Genomic DNA, 26,400 nt, shown 5'->3' on the forward strand with positions numbered 1-26,400 from the left:
TGCTATAATTGCGGATTCACTGATCAAGTTTTACGTAGGGGCGTAGCTCAATTGGCAGAGCGTCGGTCTCCAAAACCGAAGGTTGGGGGTTCGAGGCCCTCCGCCCCTGCCACCGAATCTGGTGCAGGGCACCGAAAGTAAAATAGAATGTCTAATCAATCCGTGCAAACCGTTGGCACGTCAAGCGACAAAATCAAAGTCGTGCTGGCAGTGGTTGCAGCGATTGCAGGCGTAGTCGGGTTCTTCTACCTGGCAGGTCAACCATCCCTGGTGCGGGCAGCTGCGCTTGTGGGTGGTTTGCTTATTTCCGTCGGCATTGCTTACACCTCTACCTCCGGCCGCGATTTCCTGAATTTCGCTAAAGAAGCCGTCCGCGAAACCAAAAAAGTCGTTTGGCCTACGCGCAAAGAAGCAACGCAAATCACGATGATCGTGTTTGCCTTTGTATTGGTAATGGCTGTGTTCCTGTGGGGCACGGATAAGTTGCTGGAATTCCTGTTGTACGACGTGATTCTGGGTTGGAAACAATAATGAGCGAAAATGTGCAAGATGACGCGCCGGAAGTTCCGGCGCAAGACGCTGGCGCAGCCGTAAGCGTACCTGTGAGCAACAAGCGCTGGTACGTCGTGCATGCTTATTCCGGCATGGAAAAGAGCGTCCAGCGTGCGCTGACCGAGCGCGTCGAGCGCGCCGGCATGCAAGACCAGTTCGGCCAGATCCTGGTGCCCACCGAAGAAGTGGTGGAAGTCAAGAACGGCCAGAAGTCGGTCACCGAGCGCCGTTTCTTCCCCGGCTACGTGCTGGTGGAAATGGAAATGACCGACGAAACCTGGCACCTGGTGAAAAACACCAGCAAGGTCACCGGCTTCATCGGCGGCAAATCGAACAAGCCCACTCCGATTCCTGCGCGCGAGATCGACAAGATCATGCAGCAAATGCAGGAAGGCGTCGAGAAGCCGCGTCCGAAAGTGCTGTACGAAGTGGGCGAGCAGGTCCGCATCAAGGACGGTCCGTTCACCGACTTCAACGGCAACGTGGAAGAAGTGAACTACGAGAAGTCCAAAGTGCGCGTCTCGGTCACCATATTCGGCCGCGCCACCCCGGTGGAACTCGAGTTCGGCCAGGTCGAAAAAGTTTAAGTCACGGCGGTTGTGTGACAAGCGCCCACGGAGCGCGGCCCCGGCCGAATCCACCAAGAGGAGCCCTGCCAAGTTGTACCGGCGGGGCGCTACTACTCAAACCCAAAGATAGGAAGTGCCCAAATGGCAAAGAAAATCATTGGCTTTATCAAGCTGCAAGTGCCAGCTGGTAAGGCAAACCCATCCCCTCCAATCGGTCCAGCGCTGGGTCAGCGCGGTCTGAACATCATGGAATTCTGCAAAGCGTTCAACGCGCAGACCCAAGGTATGGAACCAGGCATGCCGATCCCTGTCGTGATCACCGCATTCGCCGACAAGTCCTTCACCTTCGTGATGAAGACCCCTCCAGCGACGTACCTGATCAAGAAGCACTCGGGCGTCACCAAAGGTTCGCCGAAGCCACATACCGACAAAGTCGGCAAGCTGACCCGCGCCCAAGCTGAAGAAATCGCAAAACTGAAGACCCCGGACCTGACCGCCGCCGACATGGACGCAGCAGTGCGCACCATCGCCGGTTCCGCACGTTCGATGGGCATCACGGTAGAGGGCATCTAATCATGGCAAAACTGTCCAAACGCGCTCAAGCCATCAAGGCTAAAGTAGACCGTACCAAAGTGTACGCTTTCGACAACGCTGTTGCTCTGATCAAAGAACTGGCCACCGCCAAGTTCAACGAATCGATCGACGTGTCGGTACAACTGGGTGTGGATCCTAAGAAATCCGACCAGGTTGTGCGTGGTTCCGTCGTGCTGCCAGCCGGCACCGGCAAGACCGTACGCGTGGCCGTGTTCGCTTCGGGCGAGAAGGCTGAAGCTGCTAAGGCAGCCGGCGCCGACGTTGTTGGTATGGAAGACCTGGCCGAGCGCGTCAAAGCCGGCGACATGCCTTTCGACATCGTCATCGCTTCGCCAGACACCATGCGTATCGTTGGTACCCTGGGTCAGATCCTGGGCCCGCGCGGCCTGATGCCTAACCCGAAGGTTGGCACTGTTACCCCTGACGTCGCTACCGCCGTGAAAAACGCGAAAGCCGGCCAGGTTCAGTACCGTACCGACAAGGCTGGTATCATCCACGCCACCATCGGCCGCAAATCCTTCGACGACGCCGATCTGAAGCGCAACCTGGTTGCCCTGATCGAAGCGCTGAACAAGGCCAAGCCGGCATCGTCGAAAGGCGTGTACCTGCGCAAAGTAGCGATCTCGTCGACCATGGGCGCTGGCGTCCGTGTGGACCACGCTGGTCTGGCTGCCTAAGCTGTAAAGAATCAAGTCCCGGCGCAAGCCGGGCGCATCTTTGGGCTGGCGGTGGAGTGAAAACTGCGCCGCCAGGCAATCAAAGACCGTTGGGCCGGAAGCAGCAGGCAGGTTTCTGGTTAATCGCCGCGAGGCGCCCAACGCAGATGGTGTACCCGAACAAGTTTTGCAGTCCATTGGACTCCTAACCTCGGACGCCGTTGTTCGAACCGATGTGCGGCATTTGCCAAACATCATTTAAGGAGGTTGACCGTGGGTCTCAATCTGAATGACAAAAAGGCCGTCGTTGCCGAAGTTTCCGCAAAAGTAGCAACTGCGCAAACCGTGGTCGTGGCCGAGTACCGTGGCATCCAGGTTGCTCACTTGACGCAACTTCGTGCTAAAGCGCGTACCCAAGGCGTATACCTGCGTGTTCTGAAGAACACCCTGGCCCGCCGTGCAGTAGAAGGTACGCAGTTCGCCGCCCTGGCTGACAGCATGACCGGTCCGCTGATCTACTCGATCTCGGATGATGCCGTTGCAGCAGCGAAAGTCATCAACGACTTCGCTAAAACCAACGACAAACTGGTTATCGTCGCCGGCAACTACGCAGGTAAACAGCTGGATAAAGCTGCTGTTACCGCGCTGGCGAGCATTCCTAGCCGTGAAGTCCTCATCGCCCAGCTGTTGGGCGTTATGCTGGCTCCGGTATCGGGCTTTGCACGTGGTCTGGCTGCTCTGGCAGCGAAAAAAGGCGAAGGCGCCGCTGCTCCTGCAGCGGAAGAAACCGCTGCTTGATTGCAGCGCGCTTTTTTTCTCAAGTAAACAATTCTGTAGCATACAAATAAATTAGGAGTTTCAAATGGCAATTTCCAAAGACGATATCCTGAACGCAGTGAGCGAAATGTCCGTAATGGACCTGAACGAACTGGTTAAAGCTTTCGAAGAAAAATTCGGCGTGTCGGCAGCAGCTATGGCCGCTCCAGCAGCCGGCGGCGCAGCAGCTGGCGCAGCAGTTGAAGAGCAGACCGAGTTCAACCTGGTTCTGGCCGAAGTTGGCGCAAACAAAGTTGGCGTGATCAAAGTTGTTCGCGAAATCACCGGTCTGGGCCTGAAAGAAGCTAAAGACGTAGTTGACGGCGCACCAAAAGTCGTTAAAGAAGCTCTGTCGAAAGCTGACGCTGAAGCCGGCAAGAAGAAGCTGGAAGAAGCTGGCGCCAAGGCCGAACTGAAGTAATACAGTTGTACCGGCGAGCAGTTTTCGCCTGAGCCAAAGTGAGGTATTCCTTCCGAAAGGGAGGAATGCCGGCTTTGGCTCCTTTGTCGTCTTTGTCGTATTTGTAGCGTTAACTATGCTGCAGTTTGATCATATCGACCTGAAATGATAGAGGCTTGAGGTTTCGTCTGTGTGACGTTCGTTCCGCAGCGCACCTTGCAAAACCTGAATTTTCTATCCTTTCTGTCACTCACGGAGTGTCCATGCACTACTCATTTACTGAGAAGAAACGCATTCGCAAGTCATTCGCGAAGCGCGCCAACGTCCACAACGTTCCGTTCCTGCTGGCTACCCAGCTCGAGTCCTACCACAACTTCCTGCAAGAAGACATCGCACCGTCGACGCGCAAGAATGACGGCCTGCAGTCGGCCTTCACCTCCATTTTCCCCATCGTTTCGCACAATGGCTTCGCGCGTCTCGAGTTCCTGTCGTACGTGCTGGGCGACCCCGCCTTCGACGTCAAGGAATGCCAGCTGCGCGGCCTGACGTTCGCGTCGCCGCTGCGCGCCAAGGTGCGCCTGGTGATCCTGGACAAGGAATCGCCAACCAAGCCGGTCGTCAAGGAAATGAAGGAACAGGAAGTCTACATGGGCGAACTGCCCCTGATGACCACCACCGGTTCGTTCGTGATCAACGGTACTGAGCGCGTTATCGTTTCGCAGCTGCACCGCTCCCCGGGCGTGTTCTTCGAACACGACCGCGGCAAGACCCACTCGTCCGGCAAACTGCTGTTCTCGGCCCGCATCATTCCTTACCGCGGCTCGTGGCTGGACTTCGAGTTCGACCCGAAAGACATCCTGTTCTTCCGCGTCGACCGCCGCCGCAAGATGCCAGTGACCATCCTGCTGAAGGCCATCGGCATGACGCCGGAGCAGATCCTGGCGAACTTCTTCGTATTCGACAACTTCCACCTGCGCTCCGAAGGCGCCGAGATGGAATTCGTGGCCGAACGCCTGCGCGGCGAAGTCGCGCGCTTCGACATCGTCGATCCGAAGACCGGCAAGACCCTGGTCATGAAGGACAAGCGCATCAACGCCAAGCACGTGCGCGACATCGACGCGGCCGGCCTGAAGCACATCTCGGTTCCTGAAGACTACCTGCTGGGCCGCGTGCTGGCCAAGAACATCGTCGATCCGGAAACCGGTGAAGTGGTGGCCAACGCCAACGACGAACTGACCGAAGACGTGCTGGCACGCCTGCGCGAAGCATCGATTGCCGACATCCAGACCCTGTACACCAACGATCTGGACCAGGGCGCCTACATCTCGCAGACCCTGCGCATCGACGACACGATGGACCAGACCGCCGCCCGCATCGCGATCTACCGCATGATGCGTCCAGGCGAGCCGCCAACCGAAGAATCGGTGGAAGCGCTGTTCAACGGCCTGTTCTACAGCGCCGACCGCTACGACCTGTCCGCCGTCGGCCGCATGAAGTTCAACCGCCGCATCGGCCGCGACGAACTGACCGGCATGATGACGCTGTCGAACGAAGACGTGCTGGCCGTGATCAAGATCCTGGTCGAGCTGCGCAATGGCCGCGGCGAAGTGGACGACATCGATCACCTGGGCAACCGCCGCGTACGCTGCGTGGGCGAACTGGCCGAAAACCAGTTCCGCGCCGGCCTGGTGCGCGTGGAGCGCGCCGTCAAGGAACGCCTGGGCCAGGCCGAAGCGGACAACCTGATGCCGCACGACCTGATCAACTCCAAGCCGATCTCGGCCGCTATCCGCGAGTTCTTCGGTTCGTCCCAGCTGTCGCAGTTCATGGACCAGACCAATCCGCTGTCGGAAATCACCCACAAGCGCCGCGTCTCGGCCCTGGGCCCTGGCGGTCTGACCCGCGAACGCGCCGGCTTCGAGGTGCGCGACGTGCACCCGACCCACTACGGCCGCGTCTGCCCGATTGAAACGCCTGAAGGCCCGAACATCGGCCTGATCAACTCGCTGGCACTGTACGCCCGCCTGAACGAGTACGGTTTCCTGGAAACCCCGTACCGCAAGGTGGAAAACAGCGTCGTCACCGACAAGATCGACTACCTGTCCGCGATCGAAGAAGGCCGCTACATCATCGCCCAGGCGAATGCGACCATCAACAACGAAGGCAAGCTGAGCGACGAGCTGGTCTCGGCCCGTGAAGCCGGCGAAACCATCCTGGTGTCGCCGGAGCGCATCCAGTACATGGACGTGGCCCCGGGCCAGATCGTGTCCGTGGCAGCATCGCTGATTCCGTTCCTGGAACACGATGACGCGAACCGCGCGCTGATGGGCGCCAACATGCAACGCCAGGCTGTGCCTTGCCTGCGTCCTGAAAAGGCGCTGGTCGGCACCGGTATCGAACGCACCGTTGCGGTCGACTCGGGCACCACCGTGCAGGCGCTGCGCGGCGGCGTGGTGGACTACATCGATGCAGGCCGCGTGGTGATCCGCGTCAACGACGAAGAAGCGCAAGCTGGCGAAGTCGGTGTGGACATCTACAACCTGATCAAGTACACCCGTTCCAACCAGAACACCAACATCAACCAGCGTCCTATCGTGCAAGTGGGCGACCGCGTGGCCAAGGGCGACGTGATCGCCGACGGCGCATCGACCGACCTGGGCGAGCTGGCACTGGGCCAGAACATGACCGTGGCCTTCATGCCATGGAATGGTCTGAACTTCGAAGATTCGATCCTGATCTCCGAAAACGTGGTGAAAGACGACCGCTACACCTCGATTCACATCGAAGAGCTGTCCGTGGTGGCCCGCGACACGAAACTGGGCGCGGAAGAAATCACCCGCGACATCTCGAACCTGGCTGAGAACCAGCTGGCTCGTCTGGATGAGTCCGGTATCGTCTACATCGGCGCGGAAGTGACCGCCGGCGACACCCTGGTCGGTAAAGTGACGCCGAAGGGCGAAACCCAGCTGACCCCGGAAGAGAAGCTGCTGCGCGCCATCTTCGGCGAAAAAGCGTCCGACGTGAAAGACACCTCGCTGCGCGTGCCTTCGGGCATGGTCGGCACCGTGATCGACGTGCAAGTGTTCACCCGCGAAGGCATCGTGCGCGACAAGCGCGCCCAGCAGATCATCGACGATGAACTGAAGCGCTTCCGCCTGGACCTGAACGACCAGATGCGTATCGTGGAGGGCGACGCCTTCCAGCGTCTGGAGAAGATGCTGATCGGCCAAGTGGTCAACGGCGGTCCGAAGAAGCTGGCCAAGGGCGCCAAGATCACCAAGGAATACCTGGCCGATCTGGACAAGTACCACTGGTTCGACATCCGCCCTGCGGACGACGCCGCCGCCACCGCGCTGGAAGCCATCAAGGAATCCATCAACGAGAAGCGCCACCAGTTCGACCTGGCCTTCGAAGAGAAGCGCAAGAAGCTGACGCAAGGCGACGAGCTGCAGCCAGGCGTGCAGAAGATGGTCAAGGTCTACCTGGCCGTGAAACGCCGCCTGCAGTCGGGCGACAAGATGGCGGGCCGCCACGGCAACAAGGGTGTGGTTTCCCGCATCGTGCCGGTGGAAGACATGCCATACATGGCCGACGGCACGCCGGCCGACGTGGTGCTGAACCCGCTGGGTGTTCCGTCCCGTATGAACGTGGGTCAGATCCTGGAAACCCACTTGGGCTGGGCTGCCAAGGGCCTGGGCATCCGCATCGGCGAAATGCTGGCGCAGCAGATCAAAGTGGAAGAGATGCGCAAGTATCTGACCACCGTGTACAACGAGTCGGGCCGTCCGGAAGACATCGATCAATTCGACGACGAAGAGATCATGAAGCTGGCGCACAACCTGAAAAAAGGTGTGCCGTTCGCGACCCCGGTGTTCGACGGCGCGCACGAGTCGGAAATCCGCCGCATGCTGGACCTGGCCTACCCGGACGAGATCGCCCACAAACTGGGCATGACCCCGTCGAAGAACCAGGTCACCATGTACGACGGCCGCACCGGCGAAGCGTTCGAGCGCAAGGTCACCGTCGGCGTGATGCACATGCTGAAACTGCACCACCTGGTGGACGACAAGATGCACGCGCGTTCGACCGGTCCATACTCGCTGGTGACGCAGCAGCCACTGGGCGGTAAAGCCCAGTTCGGCGGCCAGCGCTTCGGTGAGATGGAGGTGTGGGCACTGGAGGCATACGGCGCGTCCTACGTGCTGCAAGAGATGCTGACTGTGAAGTCGGATGACGTGAACGGCCGTACCAAAGTGTACGAAAACCTGGTCAAAGGCGACCACGTGATCGACGCAGGCATGCCGGAATCGTTCAACGTGCTGGTGAAAGAGATCCGTTCCCTGGGTATCGATATCGACCTGGAACGCAACTAACACAAGCGCGCGCCCCGCCGGCCACCGCCGGCGGGGCAGTTTAAAGAATTCAATCACCTGGAGTGATACATGAAAGCTCTGCTCGATCTATTCAAGCAAGTTCAGCAAAACGAGACGTTCGACGCGATCAAGATCGGTCTGGCCTCTCCTGAAAAAATCCGTTCGTGGTCCTACGGCGAAGTCAAAAAGCCGGAAACCATCAACTACCGCACCTTCAAGCCTGAGCGCGACGGCCTGTTCTGCGCCAAGATCTTTGGCCCGATCAAGGACTACGAATGCCTGTGCGGCAAGTACAAGCGCCTGAAGCACCGCGGCGTGATCTGCGAAAAGTGCGGCGTTGAAGTCACGCTGGCCAAGGTGCGCCGCGAGCGCATGGGCCACATCGAGCTGGCCTCGCCGACCGCCCACATCTGGTTCCTGAAATCGCTGCCGTCGCGCCTGGGCATGGTGCTGGACATGACGCTGCGCGATATCGAACGCGTGCTGTACTTCGAAGCATACGTCGTGACCGACCCCGGCATGACCCCGCTGAAGAAGTGCCAGATCATGTCGGAAGACGACTACGCCGCCAAGTACGAAGAGTACGGCGACGACTTCACCGCCTTCATGGGCGCCGAAGGTATCCGTGAACTGCTGCGCTCGATCGACATCCACCGCGATGCCGAGACCCTGCGCGTGGAACTGAAGGAATCGAAGTCCGAAGCGAAGATCAAGAAGTACGCCAAGCGCCTGAAAGTGCTGGAAGCATTCCAGCGCTCCGGCATCAAGCCGGACTGGATGATCATGGAAGTGCTGCCGGTGCTGCCGCCGGAACTGCGTCCGCTGGTACCGCTGGACGGCGGCCGCTTTGCGACCTCCGACCTGAACGACCTGTATCGCCGCGTCATCAACCGTAACAACCGTCTGAAACGCCTGATGGAGCTGCGCGCTCCAGAGATCATCACGCGCAACGAAAAGCGCATGCTGCAGGAAGCAGTGGACTCGCTGCTGGACAACGGCCGTCGCGGCAAAGCGATGACCGGCGCCAACAAGCGTCCGCTGAAGTCGCTGGCCGAGATGATCAAAGGCAAGGGCGGCCGCTTCCGTCAGAACTTGCTGGGTAAGCGCGTCGACTACTCGGGCCGTTCGGTGATCGTGGTGGGTCCACAGCTGAAACTGCACCAGTGCGGTCTGCCGAAGCTGATGGCCCTGGAACTGTTCAAGCCGTTCATCTTCAACAAGCTCGAACTGATGGGTCTGGCTACCACGATCAAGGCCGCTAAAAAGCTGGTCGAGATTCAAGAGCCGGTGGTGTGGGACATCCTGGAAGAAGTCATCCGCGAACACCCGATCATGCTGAACCGTGCGCCTACGCTGCACCGTCTGGGCATCCAGGCTTTCGAGCCGGTCCTGATTGAAGGCAAGGCCATCCAGCTGCACCCACTGGTCTGCGCGGCATTCAACGCCGACTTCGACGGTGACCAGATGGCTGTCCACGTGCCGCTGTCGATCGAAGCGCAGATGGAAGCGCGCACCTTGATGCTGGCGTCGAACAACATCCTGTTCCCGTCCAACGGCGAGCCGTCCATCGTTCCTTCGCAGGATATCGTGCTGGGTCTGTACTACGCGACCCGCGAAGCGATCAACGCCAAGGGCGAAGGCATGCTGTTCCCGGACGTGTCCGAAGTGATCCGCGCCTACGACAACAAGGAAGTCGAACTGACCACGCGCATCACCGTGCGTATCGTCGAGCATCCAAAAGATCCGGCGACCGGCGAGTTCGTGCGCACCCTGACCCGTTATGAAACCACGGTCGGCCGCGCCATCCTGTCCGAGATCCTGCCGAAGGGCCTGCCATTCTCCGTGCTGAACCGCGCGCTGAAGAAGAAGGAAATCTCGAAGCTGATCAACACGTCGTTCCGCAAGTGCGGCCTGCGCGCCACGGTGGTGTTCGCCGACCAGCTGATGCAGTCGGGCTTCCGCCTGGCAACCCGCGCCGGTATTTCGATCTGCGTGGACGACATGCTGGTACCGCCGCAAAAAGTCACCCTGATTTCGGCTGCAGAGTCCGAAGTCAAGCAGATCGAGCAGCAGTACGCTTCGGGTCTGGTGACCGCCGGCGAGCGTTACAACAAGGTGGTCGACATCTGGGGCAAGACCTCGGACGAAGTCGGCAAGGCCATGATGGACCAGCTGAAAGTGGAAGACGTCGTCAAGCGCGACGGCACCACCACCACCCAGGAATCGTTCAACGCGATTTACATGATGGCCGACTCGGGCGCCCGCGGTTCCGCAGCGCAGATTCGCCAGCTGGCCGGTATGCGTGGTCTGATGGCGAAACCGGACGGTTCGATTATCGAAACGCCGATTACCGCGAACTTCCGCGAAGGCCTGAACGTGTTGCAGTACTTCATCTCGACCCACGGCGCTCGTAAAGGTCTGGCGGATACGGCGCTGAAGACCGCGAACTCGGGTTACCTGACCCGCCGCCTGGTCGACGTGACCCAGGATCTGGTGGTGATCGAAGACGATTGCGGCACCTCGAACGGCACGCTGATGAAGGCGATGGTCGAAGGCGGTGAAGTGATCGAAGCCCTGCGCGACCGTATCCTCGGCCGCGTGGCGGGCACCGACATCGTCAATCCTGAAACCCAGGAAACCGTGTTCGAAGCCGGCACGCTGCTGGACGAAGACATGGTGGAAGAAGTCGAGCGCATGGGCATTGACGAAGTCAAGGTCCGCACCCCGCTGACTTGCGACACGCGCTACGGCCTGTGCGCCAAGTGCTACGGCCGCGACCTGGGCCGCGGCATGCTGGTGAACTCCGGCGAAGCAGTCGGCGTTGTTGCAGCACAGTCGATCGGTGAGCCGGGTACCCAGCTGACCATGCGTACCTTCCACATCGGTGGTGCGGCATCGCGTGCGGCAGTGGCCTCGAGCGTGGAAGCGAAGTCGAACGGTACCATCCGCTTCACCTCGACCATGCGTTACGTCACCAACGGCAAGGGCGCGCAAATCGTCATTTCCCGTTCCGGTGAAGTGCTGATTACCGATGACCACGGCCGTGAGCGCGAGCGCCACAAGGTGCCGTACGGCGCGACCCTGATCGTCAAGGACGGCATGGTCATCAAGGCCGGCACGGCCCTGGCGACCTGGGATCCGCTGACCCGTCCGATCATCACCGAGTACGCCGGTACGGTGCGTTTCGAGAACGTCGAAGAAGGCGTGACCGTGGCCCGCCAGGTGGACGAAGTGACCGGTCTGGCAACCCTGGTGGTAATCGATGCGAAACGCCGCGGTTCGCTGACCAAGACCATGCGTCCGCAGGTGAAACTGCTGAACGAAGACGGCGCCGAAGTGAAGATCGCCGGCACCGAACACGCAGTGGCGATCGGCTTCCAGGTCGGCGCGCTGATCATGGTGAAGGATGGCCAGCAAGTGTCCGTGGGTGAGGTTCTGGCGCGTATCCCGACCGAATCGCAGAAGACCCGCGACATTACCGGTGGTCTGCCGCGCGTTGCCGAGCTGTTCGAAGCACGTTCGCCGAAAGACGCGGGCATGCTGGCGGAAGTCACCGGTACGGTTGCGTTTGGTAAAGAAACCAAGGGCAAGCAGCGTCTGGAAATCACCGACATGGACGGCAACAAGCACGAGTTCCTGATTACCAAGGACAAGCAAGTGCTGGTGCACGACGGCCAGGTGGTGAACAAGGGCGAGATGATCGTGGACGGCCCGGCCGATCCGCAAGACATCCTGCGCCTGCTGGGTATCGAAGCGCTGGCGCGTTACATCGTTGACGAAGTGCAGGACGTGTACCGTCTGCAGGGCGTGAAGATTAACGACAAGCACATCGAAGTGATCGTGCGCCAGATGCTGCGCCGTGTACAGATCGTCAACGCCGGCGACACCGACTACATCGTCGGCGAGCAGGTGGAGCGTTCCGAGCTGCTGGAAGAAAACGACCGCATGAACGCGGCTCAGAAGATTCCTGCAACGTACGAAAACGTGCTGCTGGGTATTACCAAGGCATCGCTGTCGACCGATTCGTTCATCTCGGCCGCATCGTTCCAGGAAACCACCCGCGTGCTGACCGAAGCAGCGATCATGGGCAAGCGCGACGGTCTGCGCGGCCTGAAAGAAAACGTGATCGTGGGCCGCCTGATTCCTGGCGGTACCGGCCTGGCCTTCCACCGCGCGCGCCGCGAGAAGGAAGTCTGGGAAGCGGAAGAACGCAAAGCCCTGCTGGACGCGGAACGCGCGGCCATCGTGGCCGAGCTGCCAGGCGAGGAAGTTCCTCACGGCGGCGACGAAGCGTAATCTTCAAGCCACGTAGTAACATGCAAAACGCCACCTTCGGGTGGCGTTTTTTTATGCGGTCTGCTGCGACCCGAAGAGATCCGCCAGCGTGGCCGAGTAGAGCAGACGGTCCGTCCAGGCAGTCAACTGGGCAGTGTCCGCGTCCTGCAGCATTTGCTGTACGTAGTCAGGAAGGATGCCGAAGCGGTGCGCCAGCAAGCGTTCCAGCGCCAGTGCCTGCCCCTGCCGGATGCCCAGTTGTATGCCCCTTCGCATGCCCCGTTCAAGTCCTTCTTGCTCGCCGCGCGCCAGCGCCTCGCGCTCGAATGGCAGAAGATAGTCCATGGTTCCCTCCTTTCTCAATTTCCTCACCGCTTGCATCAGCGTAGCTTCCAGCCCGGCCGGCAGCCGCATCATCCAGCCAATGGCACGCATAAAGTCCATGGTACGCCGCCTGTCCCATTTGTGTTCGTACAGTCGGGCGATCAATTGCAGTTTTGCTGCATAGCGCTCGTGACGCTGGTTGCGCGTGCGTAGCGCCAGGATGTGGGCGGCAGTCAGTAGCGCGAAGGGATTGGCGTTGCCCAGCAATTGGGCCAGGTCGTTGGCGTAGCTAGTCAGAGACACCACGGGAAAGTCCAACCAGCAGCTGCAGCCGAACACGTCGTAGCCAAAGCGGTTCTGCGGCGGCCGGCAGCCGCTATCGGCGGTGACCGCCAGCGATGTGACAGGACATCTGTGGCGATCATAGATCCGATAGTTATAAACGAAAATGCGCTCGGCGAAGGTACGGCCGGGCCAATTCTGGACTTCAACATGCAGCAGCACCGCCTGCGCCGGTCCGGTCAGCAGGCTGACGCGGGCCAGTTTATCCACCCGGCGCGGCCCGATCACGGAGTCGGGCGTCAGCTGGGCCATATCCTGGTCCAGGAATTCCACCGGCTGCTGCCAGTCAATGTCAGCGTAAGCGGCCGGGAAATAGAATGCCATAAACTCCGGAAAGTAGCGGCTGATCGCGTTTTTCCAGGGCGTATCGTAGTCGTCTGCCATTGCCGCCTCCGGTTGCATTGAAGGGGAATGGTGGCATGGCGGGGGAGTGGCAGTATTGATGAGGCGCAGTGCATGCGATAAAAATAGAAGGGGCCACTACGAAAGCGGCCCCCTTACTTCTGTGATATGTCCGCCCGGTAACTTGAGTCCATCCGGAACAGCAACACCTCACAACTACAGGATGGCACATTTGCGCCGAATGTAAAGCAGGATTTACAGTGCGCGGTCAAACGGCTGGCAATAGTTTCGTCAGCGTAATTAATTCGAGATCGTCGCGCAGCGGTTTGCCTACGGTTGGGTCATGGTAGGGAAATGGCTCAGTGGCGCCGGTTTTACGGTAGCCCCGCCGTTCATACCAGGCGATAAGGCTGTCGCGGTGATTGATGACGGAAATCTTAATTGATGTGGCGCCATGCTCCGCAGCGAATTTCTCTGCTGCGGCCATAATCGCTTTGCCGGTGCCTGCGGCTTGAATGGCCGGATTGACTGCCAGCATGGATAAATACCATTGACCATCAATCGCCGGGCTCAGGGAAACGCAGCCCAGTAAGGCCGAGTCAGCGCTTTTTGCGGCGAATACGGTGGTCGCAGTGCCATCGGCTATTTCCTGCAGCGTGTGCAGGTTAATGCGCGGACCGCTGATTAACTCGGCTTCGCTGGTCCAGCCAGTGCCGCGATAGGCTTGATTAACGATATCGACGAGTTGCAGCAGGTCTTCATTACTGGCTTTAATCAGTTGCATCTGGGTTTCCTGGCTGGCCGGTGGAATTTTCGGAAGCGCCCATTTTGCCACACCGCTGCCGGGCGGGGCGGGTGGCGGCCAGCCCGGCAGCGCGCGCCGGCTGCGCGTTGAGGCGGCGCCACATCGGCGACGGTGGAATGCGGCTTCCATGCACGCGGGCGCGGATTGCTATGCCAGATGCTGGCTTATCCGTGCTAAGATTTGGCCCATGATCGCCCAAGCCCTCTTCACTCCCGCCCAGCAGAAGCTGCTGGGCCTGATGTTCGTGCGCGTTAATGATGGTTTCCACCTCAACGAAATCATGCGCCTCACGGGATTGGGCAGCGCTTCCGCCCAGCGCGAATTGCGCCGCCTGCATGATTCAGGGTTGATCGTGTCCGAGCGCATCGGCAATGTGCGCCGCTTCCGGCCGAATAAAGACAGCCTGGTGTACGCGGAATTATCCAGCCTGGTGCGCAAGACTTTCGGCCTGGTCAGCGTATTGAATTCGGCGCTGTCGCCGCTGGGCGACCAGCTTAATGTGGCTTTCGTCTATGGCGCCACCGCCAAGGAACAGGAAGCCAGCGAAGACAAAATCGAACTGCTGCTGATTGGCGATAACACCAGTTACGGCGAATTGCTTTCCCGTTTGCCGGTGGCGGAACGCATCCTGCGCCGCAAGATCAATCCGAATCTTTATACATTGCCCGATTTCCGCCGCCGCCTGCGCGAGCGCCAGCAATTCCTGGTTCATGTATTGCAGGAGCCCAAGGTATTTGTCTGGGGCGATGAAACCGATCTGAGTTATGCCAGCCGCGTTGAGGAGAATTGAAATGGATAAGGCGAATGGAACGGACCGCTTTCGAAGCTTTAAGGAATTCTATCCATTCTATTTGCAGGAACATTCCAATTCAACTTGCCGCCGCCTGCATTTTATCGGAACCAGCCTGATTGTCCTGATTGTCATCGCCGCCGTGGTGCGCGGAACTTATGGCTTGTTGTGGTTTATTCCACTGGCCGGTTATGGCTTTGCCTGGGTCGGCCATTTCTTTTTCGAGCATAATCGCCCGGCCACCTTTAAATATCCTTTTTATAGCCTGCTGGGCGATTGGGTGATGTACCGCGACATGCTGATTGGGCGCGTGCCTTTCTAAGCTTTCGCCCTCGTTTTGCATAGTGTGGCGGCTGCGCCGCAGCGCGGCATGGCAAACATTTTTTCTCCTTGACACTATCTGGGCACTCGCCGATCCTAGCCTCAGTGCGCGCGCTGACACCTGATCGGGAGAAGAATGAAGGCCCTGTTTTACCCCGCCATCAATTTGATGGGCAGGCTGCGCTATGCGCACAAGTTCCTGCTGCTGGGCTTGCTAGCGCTGGGCGCCGTCGTGGTGCTGCAGGTGAGCTTGTACCGCGCGCTCGACAGGGTGATCGAACCGTCCCGCGCAGAATTGCGCGGCCTGGAAGCGCTGGTGCGCCTGAACCGCGCCATCCAGCTGGTGCAGCACGACCGGGGCCTGGCGGCGGGACTGCTGGGGGGGAATCAATCCTTCGCCGCGCCCCAGCAGGCCAAGGCGGTCGAGGTCGACACGGCTTTCCTGCGCCTGGGCGAGGCGCTGCCGGCCAAGGTGCTGGGCGAGCCGCGCTGGCGCGAAATCAGCGCCGACTGGCGCGCGCTGCGCCAGTTCGGCCTGGAGTGGACGCAGCGGACCAACACCCTGCGCCACGAGCAGCTGATCGCCAAGATGCTGGTGCTGGCCTCGGACGTGGCCGACTCCAGCGCGCTGACGCTGGACCCGGACATCGCCAGCTATTATCTGATGGACACCATCGTCAAGCTGCCCTTTTTCACCGAGCGGCTGGGCCAGACCCGCGCTTTCGGCGCCGCCATCCTGGCGCGCAAGACCGTCGCCGAGACTGAACGGCTGGAAATGGCCGGCCTGCTGGGCCACACCCGCATCGCGCGCGAATTGCAAACCGCCAGCCTGGAAAAAGTCATCAGCTACAACCCCGCCTTGCGCGGCGTGCTCACCGGGCTGGACCAGAATGTCGAAGCCGCCATGGGCATCGCGCTGGGCATGGCGCAGGAGGACGTGATCGGCGCCCGCTTCGGGACCAGCTCGGAAGCCTACGTGGCGCAGTTCACCAGCCTGATCGACCAGATTTACGCCGGCGGCAACGAAGTGCTGGCGCCGGCGCTGCGCGCGCATATCGAACAGCGCATCGACAAGGCGCGCGCCAGCCTGGCCTGGACCGTGTCGCTCAGCGTGCTGGCCTGCGCGCTGTTCGCCTACCTGGCGGTGGGCACCTTCCTGGCGCTCACCGGCCAGATCCGCACCGTGCTGGACACGCTGCGCGCGCTGAGCGACGACAGCGCCGGGCGCGCCCAGCTGGTGGAGGCCATCGCGGCGGGCGACCTGAGCCGGGAAGTGCCGGAGCCGCCCGAGACGTCCGCGCCGGCCATGGGCCGGCTGGTGGCCCGGCGCGACGAGATCGGCGCGCTGGTCGGCGCCATCGCCGCCATGAGCGCCGCCCAGCAGAGCCTGGGGCGCGGTTTCGCCCGCATGGCGCGCACGCTGCGCCTGCACCGCGACGAGGAACGGCTGCAGGACTGGGCCAAGACCGGCATCAACGCCCTCAACATCGAACTGCGCGGCGATCGCGAACTGGCCGAGCTGGCGCAGGCGGTGGTCAGCTTCCTCACGCGCCACGTGGGCGGGGCGGTGGGCGCGCTGTACCTGTGCCAGCCGGAAGGCAAGCGCCTGGAGCTGGCGGCCAGCCATGCTTACACGAAGGGCACGGCGCCGCGCGCCGGCTTTGCGCTGGGCGAGGGCTGGTCCGGCAACGCCGCGCGCGACAGCGGCGGCGCCATTAGCGTGCTGGCCCCGGTGCCGCCCGCTTACCTGGACGTGGCGTCGGCGCTGGGCCAGGCCGCGCCGGCCGCAGTGGCGGCGGTGCCGCTGGTGCACAACGGCGATCTGGTGGGGCTGGTGGAAATCGGCACCTTCGGCGTGTTCGAGGCGCACAGCCTGGACTGGCTGCGCCAGGCGGCCGAGGCGGTGGCGGTGGCGATCGGCGTCGAGCACGCGCGGCGCCGGGTGGCCGCCCTGCTCGAGCAGACCCAGGTGCAGACCGAGGAGTTGCTGGTGCAGCAGGAGGAATTGCAGCAGTCCAACGAGGAGCTGGAGGAGCGCGCCCAGCTGCTGGAACAGCAGCGCGAGGTGATCCGCCAGAAGAGCGCCGAGAGCGAGCAGGCCAGCCGCGAGCTGCGCCGCAAGGCGGACGAGCTGGAGCGCACCAGCGCCTACAAGTCCGAGTTCCTGGCCAATATGTCGCACGAGCTGCGCACGCCGCTGAACAGCATGCTGATCCTGTCGAGCCTGCTGCAACAGAACAGGGAAGGCAAGCTGAGCGGCAAGCAGGTGGAGTACGCGGGCACCATCCACAGCGCCGGCAAGGACTTGCTCAATCTGATCAACGATATCCTGGACCTGTCCAAGATCGAGGCGGGCCGCGTGGAGCTGCAGCTGGAGGACGTGGCGCTGGCGGAGGTGGCCGGGCAGATGCGCGCGCTGTTCCAGCCGCTGGCCGAGCACCACGGGCTCGGTTTCAGCATCGAGATCGCCGCCGGCACCCCGCCGCAGCTGCATACCGACGGGCAGCGCCTGCAGCAGGTGCTGAAAAACCTGCTGGCCAACGCGGTCAAGTTCACGCCCGAGGGCAGGGTGGGGCTGAGCGTGCGCCGCGCGGCGGCCGGCGAGCATGGCCTGGGCGGGGCGGCGCTGGCGTTTGCCGTCAGCGACACCGGCGTGGGCGTGGCGGCCGACCAGCACGAACGCATCTTCCACGCCTTCCAGCAGGCCGACGGTTCCACCAGCCGCAAGTTCGGCGGCACCGGGCTGGGGCTGTCGATCTCGCGCCAGCTGGCGCGCCGCATGGGCGGCGAGATAGCGCTCAGCAGCGCGCCCGGCGCAGGCAGCGTCTTCACCCTGTTCCTGCCGCTGGACGCGGGCGCGGTGCAGGCCGCGCCGTCGGCGGCGGGGCTTGCCCCTGCACCGCCGGCAGCGGCGCGTCCCCCCACACCGCTGGCAGCGGCGCCGCTTTCGGCGCCGCTCAGCGCAGAGGCCCGCTACGGCCGCGCCGCCATGGCGGACCCGGAGCAGCAGCAGAGCGGGGCGCCGGCCGGCCCCGCCGAGCCCCCGCCGGCCATGGTGATGGAGGACGACCGCGAGCGGGTGCAGCCCGAATGCCGCTGCATCCTCATCGTCGAGGACGACCTGTCCTTCGCCCGCATCCTGCGCGACACGGTGCGCGGGCACGGCTTCCAGGCCATCGTCGCGCGCGACGGCGAGGACGGCTTGGCGCTGGCCGAGCGCTACCGCCCCAACGCCATCCTGCTGGACGTGATGCTGCCCCATATCGATGGCTGGGGCGTGATGCGCAGCATCAAGGACAACCCGGCCACGCGCCACATCCCGGTGCACTTCATCACCTGCCTGGAGGACCGCCAGAAAGCCATGGGCCTGGGCGCCATCGGCTTCATCACCAAGCCGGTCACCGCCGAGCAGCTGGACGCGGTGCTGGACTCCATCGGCGCGGCCATCGCGCGCACCGACAAGCGCCTGCTGGTGGTGGAGGACGACGAGCTCGAAGCCATGAGCGTGTCCGAGCTGCTGCAGACCGATGGCCTGAACATCACCATCGCCCGTTCCGGCAGCCAGGCCCTGGCCCTGCTGGCGCAAGAGCGCTACGATTGCATGGTGTTGGACCTGGGGCTGGCCGACATGACCGGCTTCGAGCTGCTCGACCGCCTGCGCGACAGCGCCTGCGCGCCGCAAATGCCGGTCATCGTGCACTCGGGCCGCAACCTGAACGAAGTGGACGAGGCGCGCCTGCGCCGCTACACCGACAGCATCATCGTCAAGGGCGCCAAGAGCCCCGAGCGGCTGATGGGCGAAGTGAGCCTGTTCCTGCACCTGGTGGAAAGCTCGCTGCCGCAGAACCAGCAGAAAATGATACGCCGCGCGCTGGACAAGGAAGCCATGTTCGAGCAGCGCAAGGTGCTGCTGGTGGACGACGACATCCGCAACATCTTCTCGCTGTCCTCGGTGCTGGCCGAGAAGGGCATGCACATCGTGGAGGCGGGCAACGGCGCCGAAGCGCTGGCGCAGCTGCAGGCGCACCCGGACATCGACATCGTGCTGATGGACATCATGATGCCGGAGATGGACGGCTTCGAAGCCATGCGCCGCATCCGCCGCGACCCGCGCTGGGCGCGCCTGCCCATCATCGCGCTCACCGCCAAGGCCATGCTGGGCGACCAGAAGCAATGCCTGGACGCCGGCGCCAGCGACTACCTGGCCAAGCCGGTGGACCTGGACAAGCTGTTCTCGCTGATGCGCGTGTGGCTGTACCAGGCCGGGGAAGTGGCGTGAACGAGCCGGACATCGTGGCGCTGGAAATCGGCCTGCTGGTGAGCGCCGTGAAGCAGGCGCACGGCTACGACTTCAGCGGTTACGCCAGCGCTTCGCTCACGCGCCGCCTGACGGCGTGGCTGGCCAAGTCCGGCTTCGGCAGCTTCGGCTCCGCCACCTCGGCGCTGCTGCGCGACGCCCAGCTGTGCCGCGCGCTGGTGGAGGAAATCACCGTCAACGTATCCGACATGTTCCGCGATCCGCCCTTCTTCAAGGCGCTGCGCGAGGAAGTGCTGCCGCACCTGCGCACCTACCCGCACGCCAAGATCTGGGTGGCCGGCTGCGCCGGCGGCGAGGAGGTGCTGTCGCTGGCCATCCTGCTGCGCGAGGAGGGCATGGGCGAGCAGTGCCGCATCTACGCCACCGACTTGAACGAAGCGGTGCTGGAGCGCGCGCGCCAGGGCATGTTCGAGCTGCGCGACATGCAGCGCTATACGAAGAACTACCAGCAGGCCGGCGGCAGCGCCGCCTTTTCCGACTACTACGTGGCGCGCTACGGCCGCGCGCTGTTCGATCCCGGGCTGCTGCGCAACGTGGTGTTCGCCGCCCACAACCTGGCCACCGACGCCGACTTTAGCGAGATGCAACTGATCCTGTGCCGCAATGTGATGATCTACTTCAAGCCCGCGCTCAAGGAGCGCCTGCTGTCCCTGTTCGACGGCTGCCTCACGCCGGGCGGCTTCCTGTGCCTCGGCACCAAGGAAACACTGGAGCAGCGCGCCATCGCGCCGCGCTACCGCGAACTGGCCGCGCCCGCCCGCATCTACCGCAAGCAGTACGCCATCGGCGCGGCGGCATGGACCGCGGCATGAGCGGCGCCAGGAAGCCGCGCTTCCGCGCCATCGTGCTGGGCGTGTCCATGGGCGGCGTGGACGCGCTGCAGCGCGTGCTGCCGGCCTTGCCGGCGGACTTTGCGCTGCCGCTGCTGGTGGTCATCCACATCTCGCCCGGTTCCGGCGACGGCCTGGCGCGCCTGCTCGACAGCACGGCGGCGCTGCGCGTGAAGGAAGCCGACGAGGGCGAGCTGCCGCAGCCAGGCACGGCCTACCTGGCGCCCGCCGGCTACCACCTGCTGGTGGAGCGGGACGGCAGGCTGTCGCTGTCGGCCGACGCGCCGGTCAGCTTCGCGCGGCCCTCGGTGGACGTGCTGTTCGAATCGGCCGCCGCCTGTTTCGGCAGCGCGCTGGCCGGCGTGGTGCTGACCGGGGCCGGCGCGGACGGCGCCGCCGGGCTGGCGCGCATCGCGCAGCTGGGCGGCTACACCGTGGTGCAGGATCCGGCCGACGCCGTGATGGACCTGATGCCGCGCGCCGCGCTGGCGCGCCTGTCGCCCGGCACGCCGAACGCCATCGCCACGCTGGCAAGGCTGCCGTTGCTGCTGCAGCGCCTGGCCGGCATGGAGGCGGCATGAACCGCCGCGCCGCCGTCCTGGCCCCGGTGCCGGTCCTGCTGGTGGACGACAACGACGACAACCTGGTGGCGCTGGCTGCGCTGCTGGAAGGCGTGGAAGGACTCGAGCTGGTGGCCGCCGGCAGCGGCGAGGAGGCCTTGCGCCATCTGCTGCGGCGCGAGTTCGGCCTGGTGCTGATGGACGTGCAGATGCCCGGCATGGACGGCTACGAAGCGGCCACGCTGATGCGCGCCAATCCGAAAACCCGCAACGTGCCCATCGTGTTCGTCACCGCGCTGCTGGGCGGCAGCGACTTCGCGTTCCGGGGCTACCAGAGCGGCGCGGTGGACTACCTGGTCAAGCCGATCGAAACGGTGGTGCTGCACGCCAAGGTCAACGTGTTCGCCACCTTGTACCGCCAGCGCCTGGCCATCGCCGAATTCGAGCGCTACGTGAGCCAGGTGGAGAACGTGATGGCGGCGCGGCGCGCCGGCCCGGACGGCCAGCAGCTGCGCCTGCTGCTGGTGGACGACCAGCCGGCCAACCTGCTGGCGCTGGAAGGCCTGCTGGGCGAACTGGCCGAGCAGTCCAACGTGCAGCTGGTGCGCGCCAGCTCCGGCCCGGAAGCGCTGCGCGCGGTGCTGCGCGCCGACTACGCGGCGGTGCTGCTGGACGTGCAGATGCCCGGCATGGACGGCTTCGAAACGGCCGAGCTGCTGCGCGCCAATCCCCGCACCAGCACCCTGCCGGTGATCTTCGTCACCGCCGGCATGAAGGACCGCGCGGCGCAGTTCAAGGGCTACGAGCTGGGCGCGGTGGACTACCTGATCAAGCCGCTGGAGCCGCACATCCTGGTGTCCAAGGTGCGCGTGTTCTGCGATCTGTACCGCCAGCGCCTGGCGCTCGAGCAGCAAAGCTCGCACCTGGAAGCGCTAGTGGCCGAACGCACCGAGGCGCTGCGCCGCAGCGCCGACGAGTTGTCCGACTCGCGCGAGCGCTACCGCCGCCTGCTGGGCGCCGTCACGCACCAGCTGTTCTCGCTGCGCCGCGAAGGCAAGCAGCTGCGCTCCTACGGCCACGGTTCCGGCTGCGAAGCCGTCACCGGCTATCCGCCGCGGGCGTTCCAGGACGACCCCATGCTGTGGCTCACCATCGTCACCGAGCCGGAACGCGGCCCGGTGGCGGCGCGCGCCGCCGCCGCGCTGGAGAACGGCGCCATCAGCCAGTACGAGCACCGCATCCGCTGCTGCGACGGCGTGCCGCGCTGGGTGCGCTCCACCTTCGTGCGGGCCGGCACCGACGACAGCCCCGTGTGCGATGTGCTGATCGAGGACATCGACCAGCGCCGCCGCGTGGAGGAGGACCGTGCCCACCTGGTCGACCAGCTGGCGCTGGCCACGCGCGCAGCGCGGCTCGGCATCTGGGACTGGAACCTGGCCGCCAATGAGCTGGTGTGGGACGAGCGCATGTACGACCTGTGCGGCGTGGCGCCCGGCCAGCTGGGCGATGCGCACCACACCTGGCTGGCCACCACCCACCCGGACGACCGTGGGCTGTGCGAGCGCGCCCGCCAGCGCGCGCTGTGCAGCGACCAGCCCTACGACATCGAATTCCGCGTGATCCATCCGGACGGCGGCATCCGCTACATGAAGTCGGACGGCCAGGTGCTGCGCAACGCGCAAGGCCAGGCGGTGCGCATGACCGGCATCCACTACGACATCACCGAGCGCAAACAGGCCGAGGAAGAAATGCGGCGCCACCGCGACCACCTGCTGGAGCTGGTGGACGAGCGCAACGCCAGCCTGCGCGCCATCGTCGACAACGCGGCCGACGGCATCATCTCGGTCGACGAGCAGGGCGTCATCCTCAGTTTCAACCGCGCCGCCGAGGAAATGTTCGGCTACAGCGAAGCGCAGATCCTGGGCCGCCCGGTCGGCAAGCTGATACCGCAGGCCGGGTGGGCCGTGCGGCGCGAACCCGGCGCGGCCAGCTCGCGCAGCATGGACCTGGAAGGCCAGCGGCGCGACGGCAGCGCCTTCCCCATGCACGTGGCGATCAGCGAAGTGGACGTGGGCGGACGGCCGCGCGTGATCGGCATCCTGCGCGACATCTCGCAGCAGAAGGCGGCCGAGGCCAGCCTGATCGCCGCGCGCAACGCGGCCGAAACGGCCAGCCAGGTCAAGTCCGAATTCCTCGCCAAGATGAGCCATGAACTGCGCACGCCGCTCAACGCGGTGATCGGCTTCTCGCAGCTGATGTCGCGCTCCGGCACCCTGCTGCCGGACCAGCAGCGCAACCTGGACATCATCCACCGCTCCGGCCAGCACTTGCTCACCCTGATCAACGACGTGCTGGCGCTGTCCAAGATCGAAGCCGGCGGCACCCGCCTGGAGGAGGCCGACACCGACCTGGCGCGCCTGCTGGAGGAAGTGACCGAGATGCTGCGCATCCGCGCGCAGCACGCCGGGCTGGAGCTGGAGCTGGCCATGGAGCGGCTGCCTGCCGCCGTGAAGGTGGACGCGGTCAAGCTGCGCCAGGTGCTCATCAACCTGCTCGGCAACGCGCTCAAGTTCACGCAGCAGGGGCGGGTGCTGCTGCAGGCCAGCGCGCAGCAGCATGCCGGGCACGGCGCCGGCTGCGAGGCGGGCCAGGCCTGCATCAGCTTCGTCATCAGCGACACCGGCATCGGCATGGCGCCGGGCGACCTGCAGCGCATCTTCGACCCCTTCGTGCAGGTGGGCGCGCCGGCCAGCGAAAGCGGCACCGGCCTGGGGCTGGCGATCTCGCGCCAGTACGTGGAGCTGCTGGGCGGCGTGCTGCAGGTGGAGTCGGAGGTGGGGCAAGGCTCGGTGTTCCGCTTTGCGCTCACCCTGCCGCTGGCCGAAGCGCCGCGCGCCTTGCCGTCGGCGGATGCGCCGGGACTGAGGAATGTGCTGGGCCTGGCGCTGCACGAGCGCGGCAAGCGCGTGCTGGTGGTGGACGACGACCGCGAGTCCCAGCTGCTGCTGGGCGAGCTGCTCGAGCCGCTGGGTTTCGTGGTGGCCTTCGCAGGCAACGGCGTGGAAGCGCTGGCGCGCGTGGCCAGCTTCGCGCCGCACCTGGTGCTGATGGACTGGCGCATGCCGGAGCTGGACGGGCTGGCGACGATACGGCGCATGCGCAGCCAGCCGGACTGCGACCAGGTGCGCGTCATCATGTGCACCGCCAGCGCGTTCGAGGAGCAATGCGAAGTCGCGCTGGAAGCGGGCGCGGACGCCTTCCTGCGCAAGCCGCTCAACACGGCCGAGCTGTACGCCCACATCGAACAGCTGCTCGACGTGCGCTTCCTGCGCGCGGCCTGCGCCAGTGAAGACGGCACGGCCGGCGTGGACGCTTTCGCGCCGGTGCGGAAGGAGGAACTGGCGGACTTGCCCGCCGAGGTGAGAAGGGCGCTGAAGGAGGGCGCGGTGGAGCTGGACCAGCAGCGCCTGGCCGGCGCGCTGGCCGTGGTGGAGAACGACTGCCCCGACCTGGCCAAGCGCCTGCGCCATATGACGCAAGCCTTCCGCTACCGCGAGCTGTTCGCCTTGCTGTCCGACGGCTAACCCTCAGCCCCCTTTTGGGGCCAGTTCCCCTTTTGGGGTCAGTTCCGGCATCGCGACACGACCTCGACAGTCGGCGCGGTGAACGGCTGGGTTCGTGTCGCGATGCCGGAACTGACCCCGGCTGGGGAGTGAGCCCGCCCTACCGGGTTTCAGCGATCCAACGGTCCACTTTCGCCTCCAGCAGGCTGAGTGGGACGGTGCCGTCGCCCAGCACGATTTCGTGGAATTTCGGGAGGCTGAATTTGCTGCCCAGCGCCTTCTGCGCGCGCTGGCGCAGTTCCACGATCTTCAGCGAGCCGATCTTGTAGCCCAGCGCCTGGCCCGGCCACGCCATGTAGCGCTCGGTCTCGCTCTTGGCCACGGCGTCGTAGCCCAGCGTGTCGCGCATGTACTTGATGGTCTGCTCGCGGGTCCAGCCCTTGGCGTGCAGGCCGGTGTCCACCACCAGGCGCGTGGCGCGCAGCAGCTCGTCGTTCAGGTGGCCGAAGTACTGCGCCGGATCGTCGAACAAGCCCATCTCCTTGCCCAGCGTCTCGGCGTACAGCGCCCAGCCTTCGGTGAAGGCGTTGTTGCCGCCGTATTTGCGGAACAGCGGCTGGTCCAGCTCCTGCGTCAGCGCGATATGGAAGTGGTGGCCCGGTTTGCCTTCGTGCAGGAACAGCGTGTTCATGCCGGTGCTGCCGTACTTGGCCGGGTCGTTCACCACCGACCAGAACACGCCTGGACGCGAACCGTCGCCGGCCGGCGCGGTGTAGTGGTCGGCGGCGGTGGCGCGGCTCAGCTCAGGCTCCAGGCGCAGGTCCAGCTTGGCCTTCGGCACCAGCGTGAACATGGCGGGCAGCTTGGTGTCGAGCAGGTCGTTCAGCTTGTGGTACACGGCCTGCACCTCGTCTTCCGTCTTGAACGGATAGAACTTCGGCTGTTCGGACACCCACACCGGCAGGCCGGCCGCAGGGCCGTTGTAGCCCAGCTTCGGTCCCAGCACGGCGAACTGCTGCTGGATGCGCGCCACTTCCTTCAGGCCGATGGCGTGGATCTGTTCCGGCTTCATGCTCGTGGTGGTGGACGAGGCCACCGCCGCCAAGTACCACTCCTTGCCTTGCGGCAGAGCGCTCCAGCCGGAGCTGTCGCGCGCGGCCGGCAGGTAGTCGGCCTCCATGAACTGCGCCAGGCGCTCCAGCGCCGGATTGAGCTTGGCGATGGCGTCCTTGTAGGCGGCGGTCAGGCGCTGCTTGTCCGAGTCCGCGAAGGTCGCGGGCAGCTTGTTGATGGCCGTGTAGTAGATGCTGGTCTCGGGCGTGGCGCTTGGCAGCTTCTTGAACTGCGGCAGGGCCGACTGCACCAGCGCCTTCGGCAGCACCACGCGCTTGGCCATGCCCTCGCGCATATTGGCGATGGCCTGGTCGATCCACGCCGGCAGCTGCGTCAGGCGGTTCAGGTAGGCCTCGTATTCCTTCACGGTGCCGATCGGCTGCGACGCTTCGCCGCCGGCGAAGTTGGCCAGCGTGACCGGCATGCTGTCCATCTGGTTCAGCGGCAGCAGGTGCTCGGGGAATTTCTCGAACGAGAGCAGGGTTTTCAGCTCGAAGCCCAGCACGTCGTAGTGGATGCGGTCGCTGCGGTTCAGCTGCGCGCGGGCGATGGCCTTCAGGCGCTTCTGGTAGTCGTGGTACAGCGCGAACTGCCTTGCGCGCACGGCCGGCGAGATGCTCATGCCGATCTGGTCATCGAAGCGGTTGTCGCCGTTCTGGGTGGCGTTCACCGGCTCGTAGCGCGCCAGCGCGGTGTAGTACTCGTCCGCCAGGGTATTGAACTGCTGCTTGGCGGCGGGCGCGCTGACGGCCGGTGCCTGCTCGGCTGCTGCGGCGGACGGGGCGGCGTGGGCCGGAGCGAAGGCCAGGGTGACGGCGGCGGCCATGGCGGCCAGGATGATGCGGTGTTTCATATTG

17 protein-coding genes and 1 tRNA gene are annotated in these 26,400 nt (G+C 63.8%); 15 read left to right on the top strand and 3 right to left on the bottom strand.

Annotation, left to right across the window (positions count from 1 at the left end; translation table 11 throughout):
• Nucleotides 1-36 precede the first annotated feature (36 nt).
• The 9 genes from AC56DV_RS16150 to rpoC all read left to right on the top strand — a co-directional run bounded on the left by AC56DV_RS16150 (nt 37) and on the right by rpoC (nt 12,256).
• Nucleotides 37-112 (top strand) — tRNA-Trp (locus AC56DV_RS16150).
• A 35-nt stretch (nt 113-147) separates the two neighbouring features.
• Complete coding sequence (gene secE, locus AC56DV_RS16155; RefSeq protein ID WP_496315286.1) at nt 148-531, top strand: preprotein translocase subunit SecE; 384 nt, start codon at nt 148-150, stop codon at nt 529-531.
• Complete coding sequence (nusG, locus tag AC56DV_RS16160; RefSeq protein ID WP_496315287.1) at nt 531-1,139, top strand: transcription termination/antitermination protein NusG; 609 nt, start codon at nt 531-533, stop codon at nt 1,137-1,139. The genes secE and nusG overlap by 1 nt, the downstream gene beginning before the upstream one ends.
• Before the next feature lie 123 nt (nt 1,140-1,262).
• A complete protein-coding gene (gene rplK, locus AC56DV_RS16165; protein WP_056392621.1) occupies nt 1,263-1,694 on the top strand; it encodes a 50S ribosomal protein L11 in 432 nt (143 codons plus the stop codon).
• Between the two features lie 2 nt (nt 1,695-1,696).
• A complete protein-coding gene (rplA, locus tag AC56DV_RS16170; protein ID WP_056392619.1) occupies nt 1,697-2,392 on the top strand; it encodes a 50S ribosomal protein L1 in 696 nt (231 codons plus the stop codon).
• Nucleotides 2,393-2,644: 252 nt separating this feature from the next.
• Nucleotides 2,645-3,169, top strand: a complete 525-nt coding sequence (rplJ, locus tag AC56DV_RS16175) for a 50S ribosomal protein L10 (protein WP_496315288.1) — start codon at nt 2,645-2,647, stop codon at nt 3,167-3,169.
• A 64-nt stretch (nt 3,170-3,233) separates the two neighbouring features.
• Entirely contained in the window at nt 3,234-3,608 is a 375-nt protein-coding gene (gene rplL / locus AC56DV_RS16180; protein WP_496315289.1) for a 50S ribosomal protein L7/L12, read from the top strand.
• A gap of 242 nt (nt 3,609-3,850) precedes the next feature.
• A complete protein-coding gene (gene rpoB / locus AC56DV_RS16185) occupies nt 3,851-7,960 on the top strand; it encodes a DNA-directed RNA polymerase subunit beta (protein WP_496315290.1) in 4,110 nt (1,369 codons plus the stop codon).
• A gap of 69 nt (nt 7,961-8,029) precedes the next feature.
• Nucleotides 8,030-12,256, top strand: coding sequence for a DNA-directed RNA polymerase subunit beta' (gene rpoC / locus AC56DV_RS16190; RefSeq protein WP_057155336.1), 4,227 nt, complete (start codon nt 8,030-8,032; stop codon nt 12,254-12,256).
• Nucleotides 12,257-12,307: 51 nt separating this feature from the next.
• Here rpoC and AC56DV_RS16195 read toward each other — a convergent pair whose 3' ends face one another.
• Together AC56DV_RS16195 and AC56DV_RS16200 are read right to left on the bottom strand one after the other, a co-directional pair.
• Nucleotides 12,308-13,285, bottom strand: coding sequence for an Rpn family recombination-promoting nuclease/putative transposase (locus AC56DV_RS16195; protein WP_496315291.1), 978 nt, complete (start codon nt 13,283-13,285; stop codon nt 12,308-12,310).
• Nucleotides 13,286-13,511: 226 nt separating this feature from the next.
• Nucleotides 13,512-14,027 (bottom strand): GNAT family N-acetyltransferase, encoded by a 516-nt coding sequence (locus AC56DV_RS16200; protein ID WP_496315292.1) that lies wholly within the window; start codon nt 14,025-14,027, stop codon nt 13,512-13,514.
• Between the two features lie 208 nt (nt 14,028-14,235).
• Between AC56DV_RS16200 and AC56DV_RS16205 the strand changes: the two genes are divergently transcribed.
• The 6 genes from AC56DV_RS16205 to AC56DV_RS16230 all read left to right on the top strand — a co-directional run bounded on the left by AC56DV_RS16205 (nt 14,236) and on the right by AC56DV_RS16230 (nt 24,451).
• Nucleotides 14,236-14,838, top strand: a complete 603-nt coding sequence (locus tag AC56DV_RS16205; RefSeq protein ID WP_496315293.1) for an ArsR family transcriptional regulator — start codon at nt 14,236-14,238, stop codon at nt 14,836-14,838.
• 1 nt (nt 14,839) lies between these two features.
• The gene (locus AC56DV_RS16210; RefSeq protein WP_496315294.1) at nt 14,840-15,160 is read left to right on the top strand and encodes an Mpo1-like protein; all 321 of its coding nucleotides are present in this window, start codon (nt 14,840-14,842) and stop codon (nt 15,158-15,160) included.
• A gap of 135 nt (nt 15,161-15,295) precedes the next feature.
• Nucleotides 15,296-19,438, top strand: coding sequence for a response regulator (locus AC56DV_RS16215; protein WP_496315295.1), 4,143 nt, complete (start codon nt 15,296-15,298; stop codon nt 19,436-19,438).
• The gene (locus tag AC56DV_RS16220) at nt 19,435-20,289 is read left to right on the top strand and encodes a CheR family methyltransferase (protein ID WP_496315296.1); all 855 of its coding nucleotides are present in this window, start codon (nt 19,435-19,437) and stop codon (nt 20,287-20,289) included. Before AC56DV_RS16215 ends, AC56DV_RS16220 begins: the two co-directional genes overlap by 4 nt.
• Entirely contained in the window at nt 20,286-20,888 is a 603-nt protein-coding gene (locus AC56DV_RS16225) for a chemotaxis protein CheB (RefSeq protein WP_496315297.1), read from the top strand. The genes AC56DV_RS16220 and AC56DV_RS16225 overlap by 4 nt, the downstream gene beginning before the upstream one ends.
• Nucleotides 20,885-24,451, top strand: coding sequence for a response regulator (locus tag AC56DV_RS16230; protein WP_496315298.1), 3,567 nt, complete (start codon nt 20,885-20,887; stop codon nt 24,449-24,451). The genes AC56DV_RS16225 and AC56DV_RS16230 overlap by 4 nt, the downstream gene beginning before the upstream one ends.
• A 139-nt stretch (nt 24,452-24,590) precedes the next feature.
• On the opposite strand, the gene AC56DV_RS16235 is transcribed toward AC56DV_RS16230, so the two are convergent.
• On the bottom strand, nt 24,591-26,396 hold the full coding sequence (locus tag AC56DV_RS16235) for a DUF885 domain-containing protein (RefSeq protein WP_496315299.1): 1,806 nt from the start codon (nt 26,394-26,396) through the stop codon (nt 24,591-24,593).
• Nucleotides 26,397-26,400: the final 4 nt, after the last annotated feature.

The organism is Massilia sp. BGA-UO-ETr-WB1, from assembly GCF_059567845.1.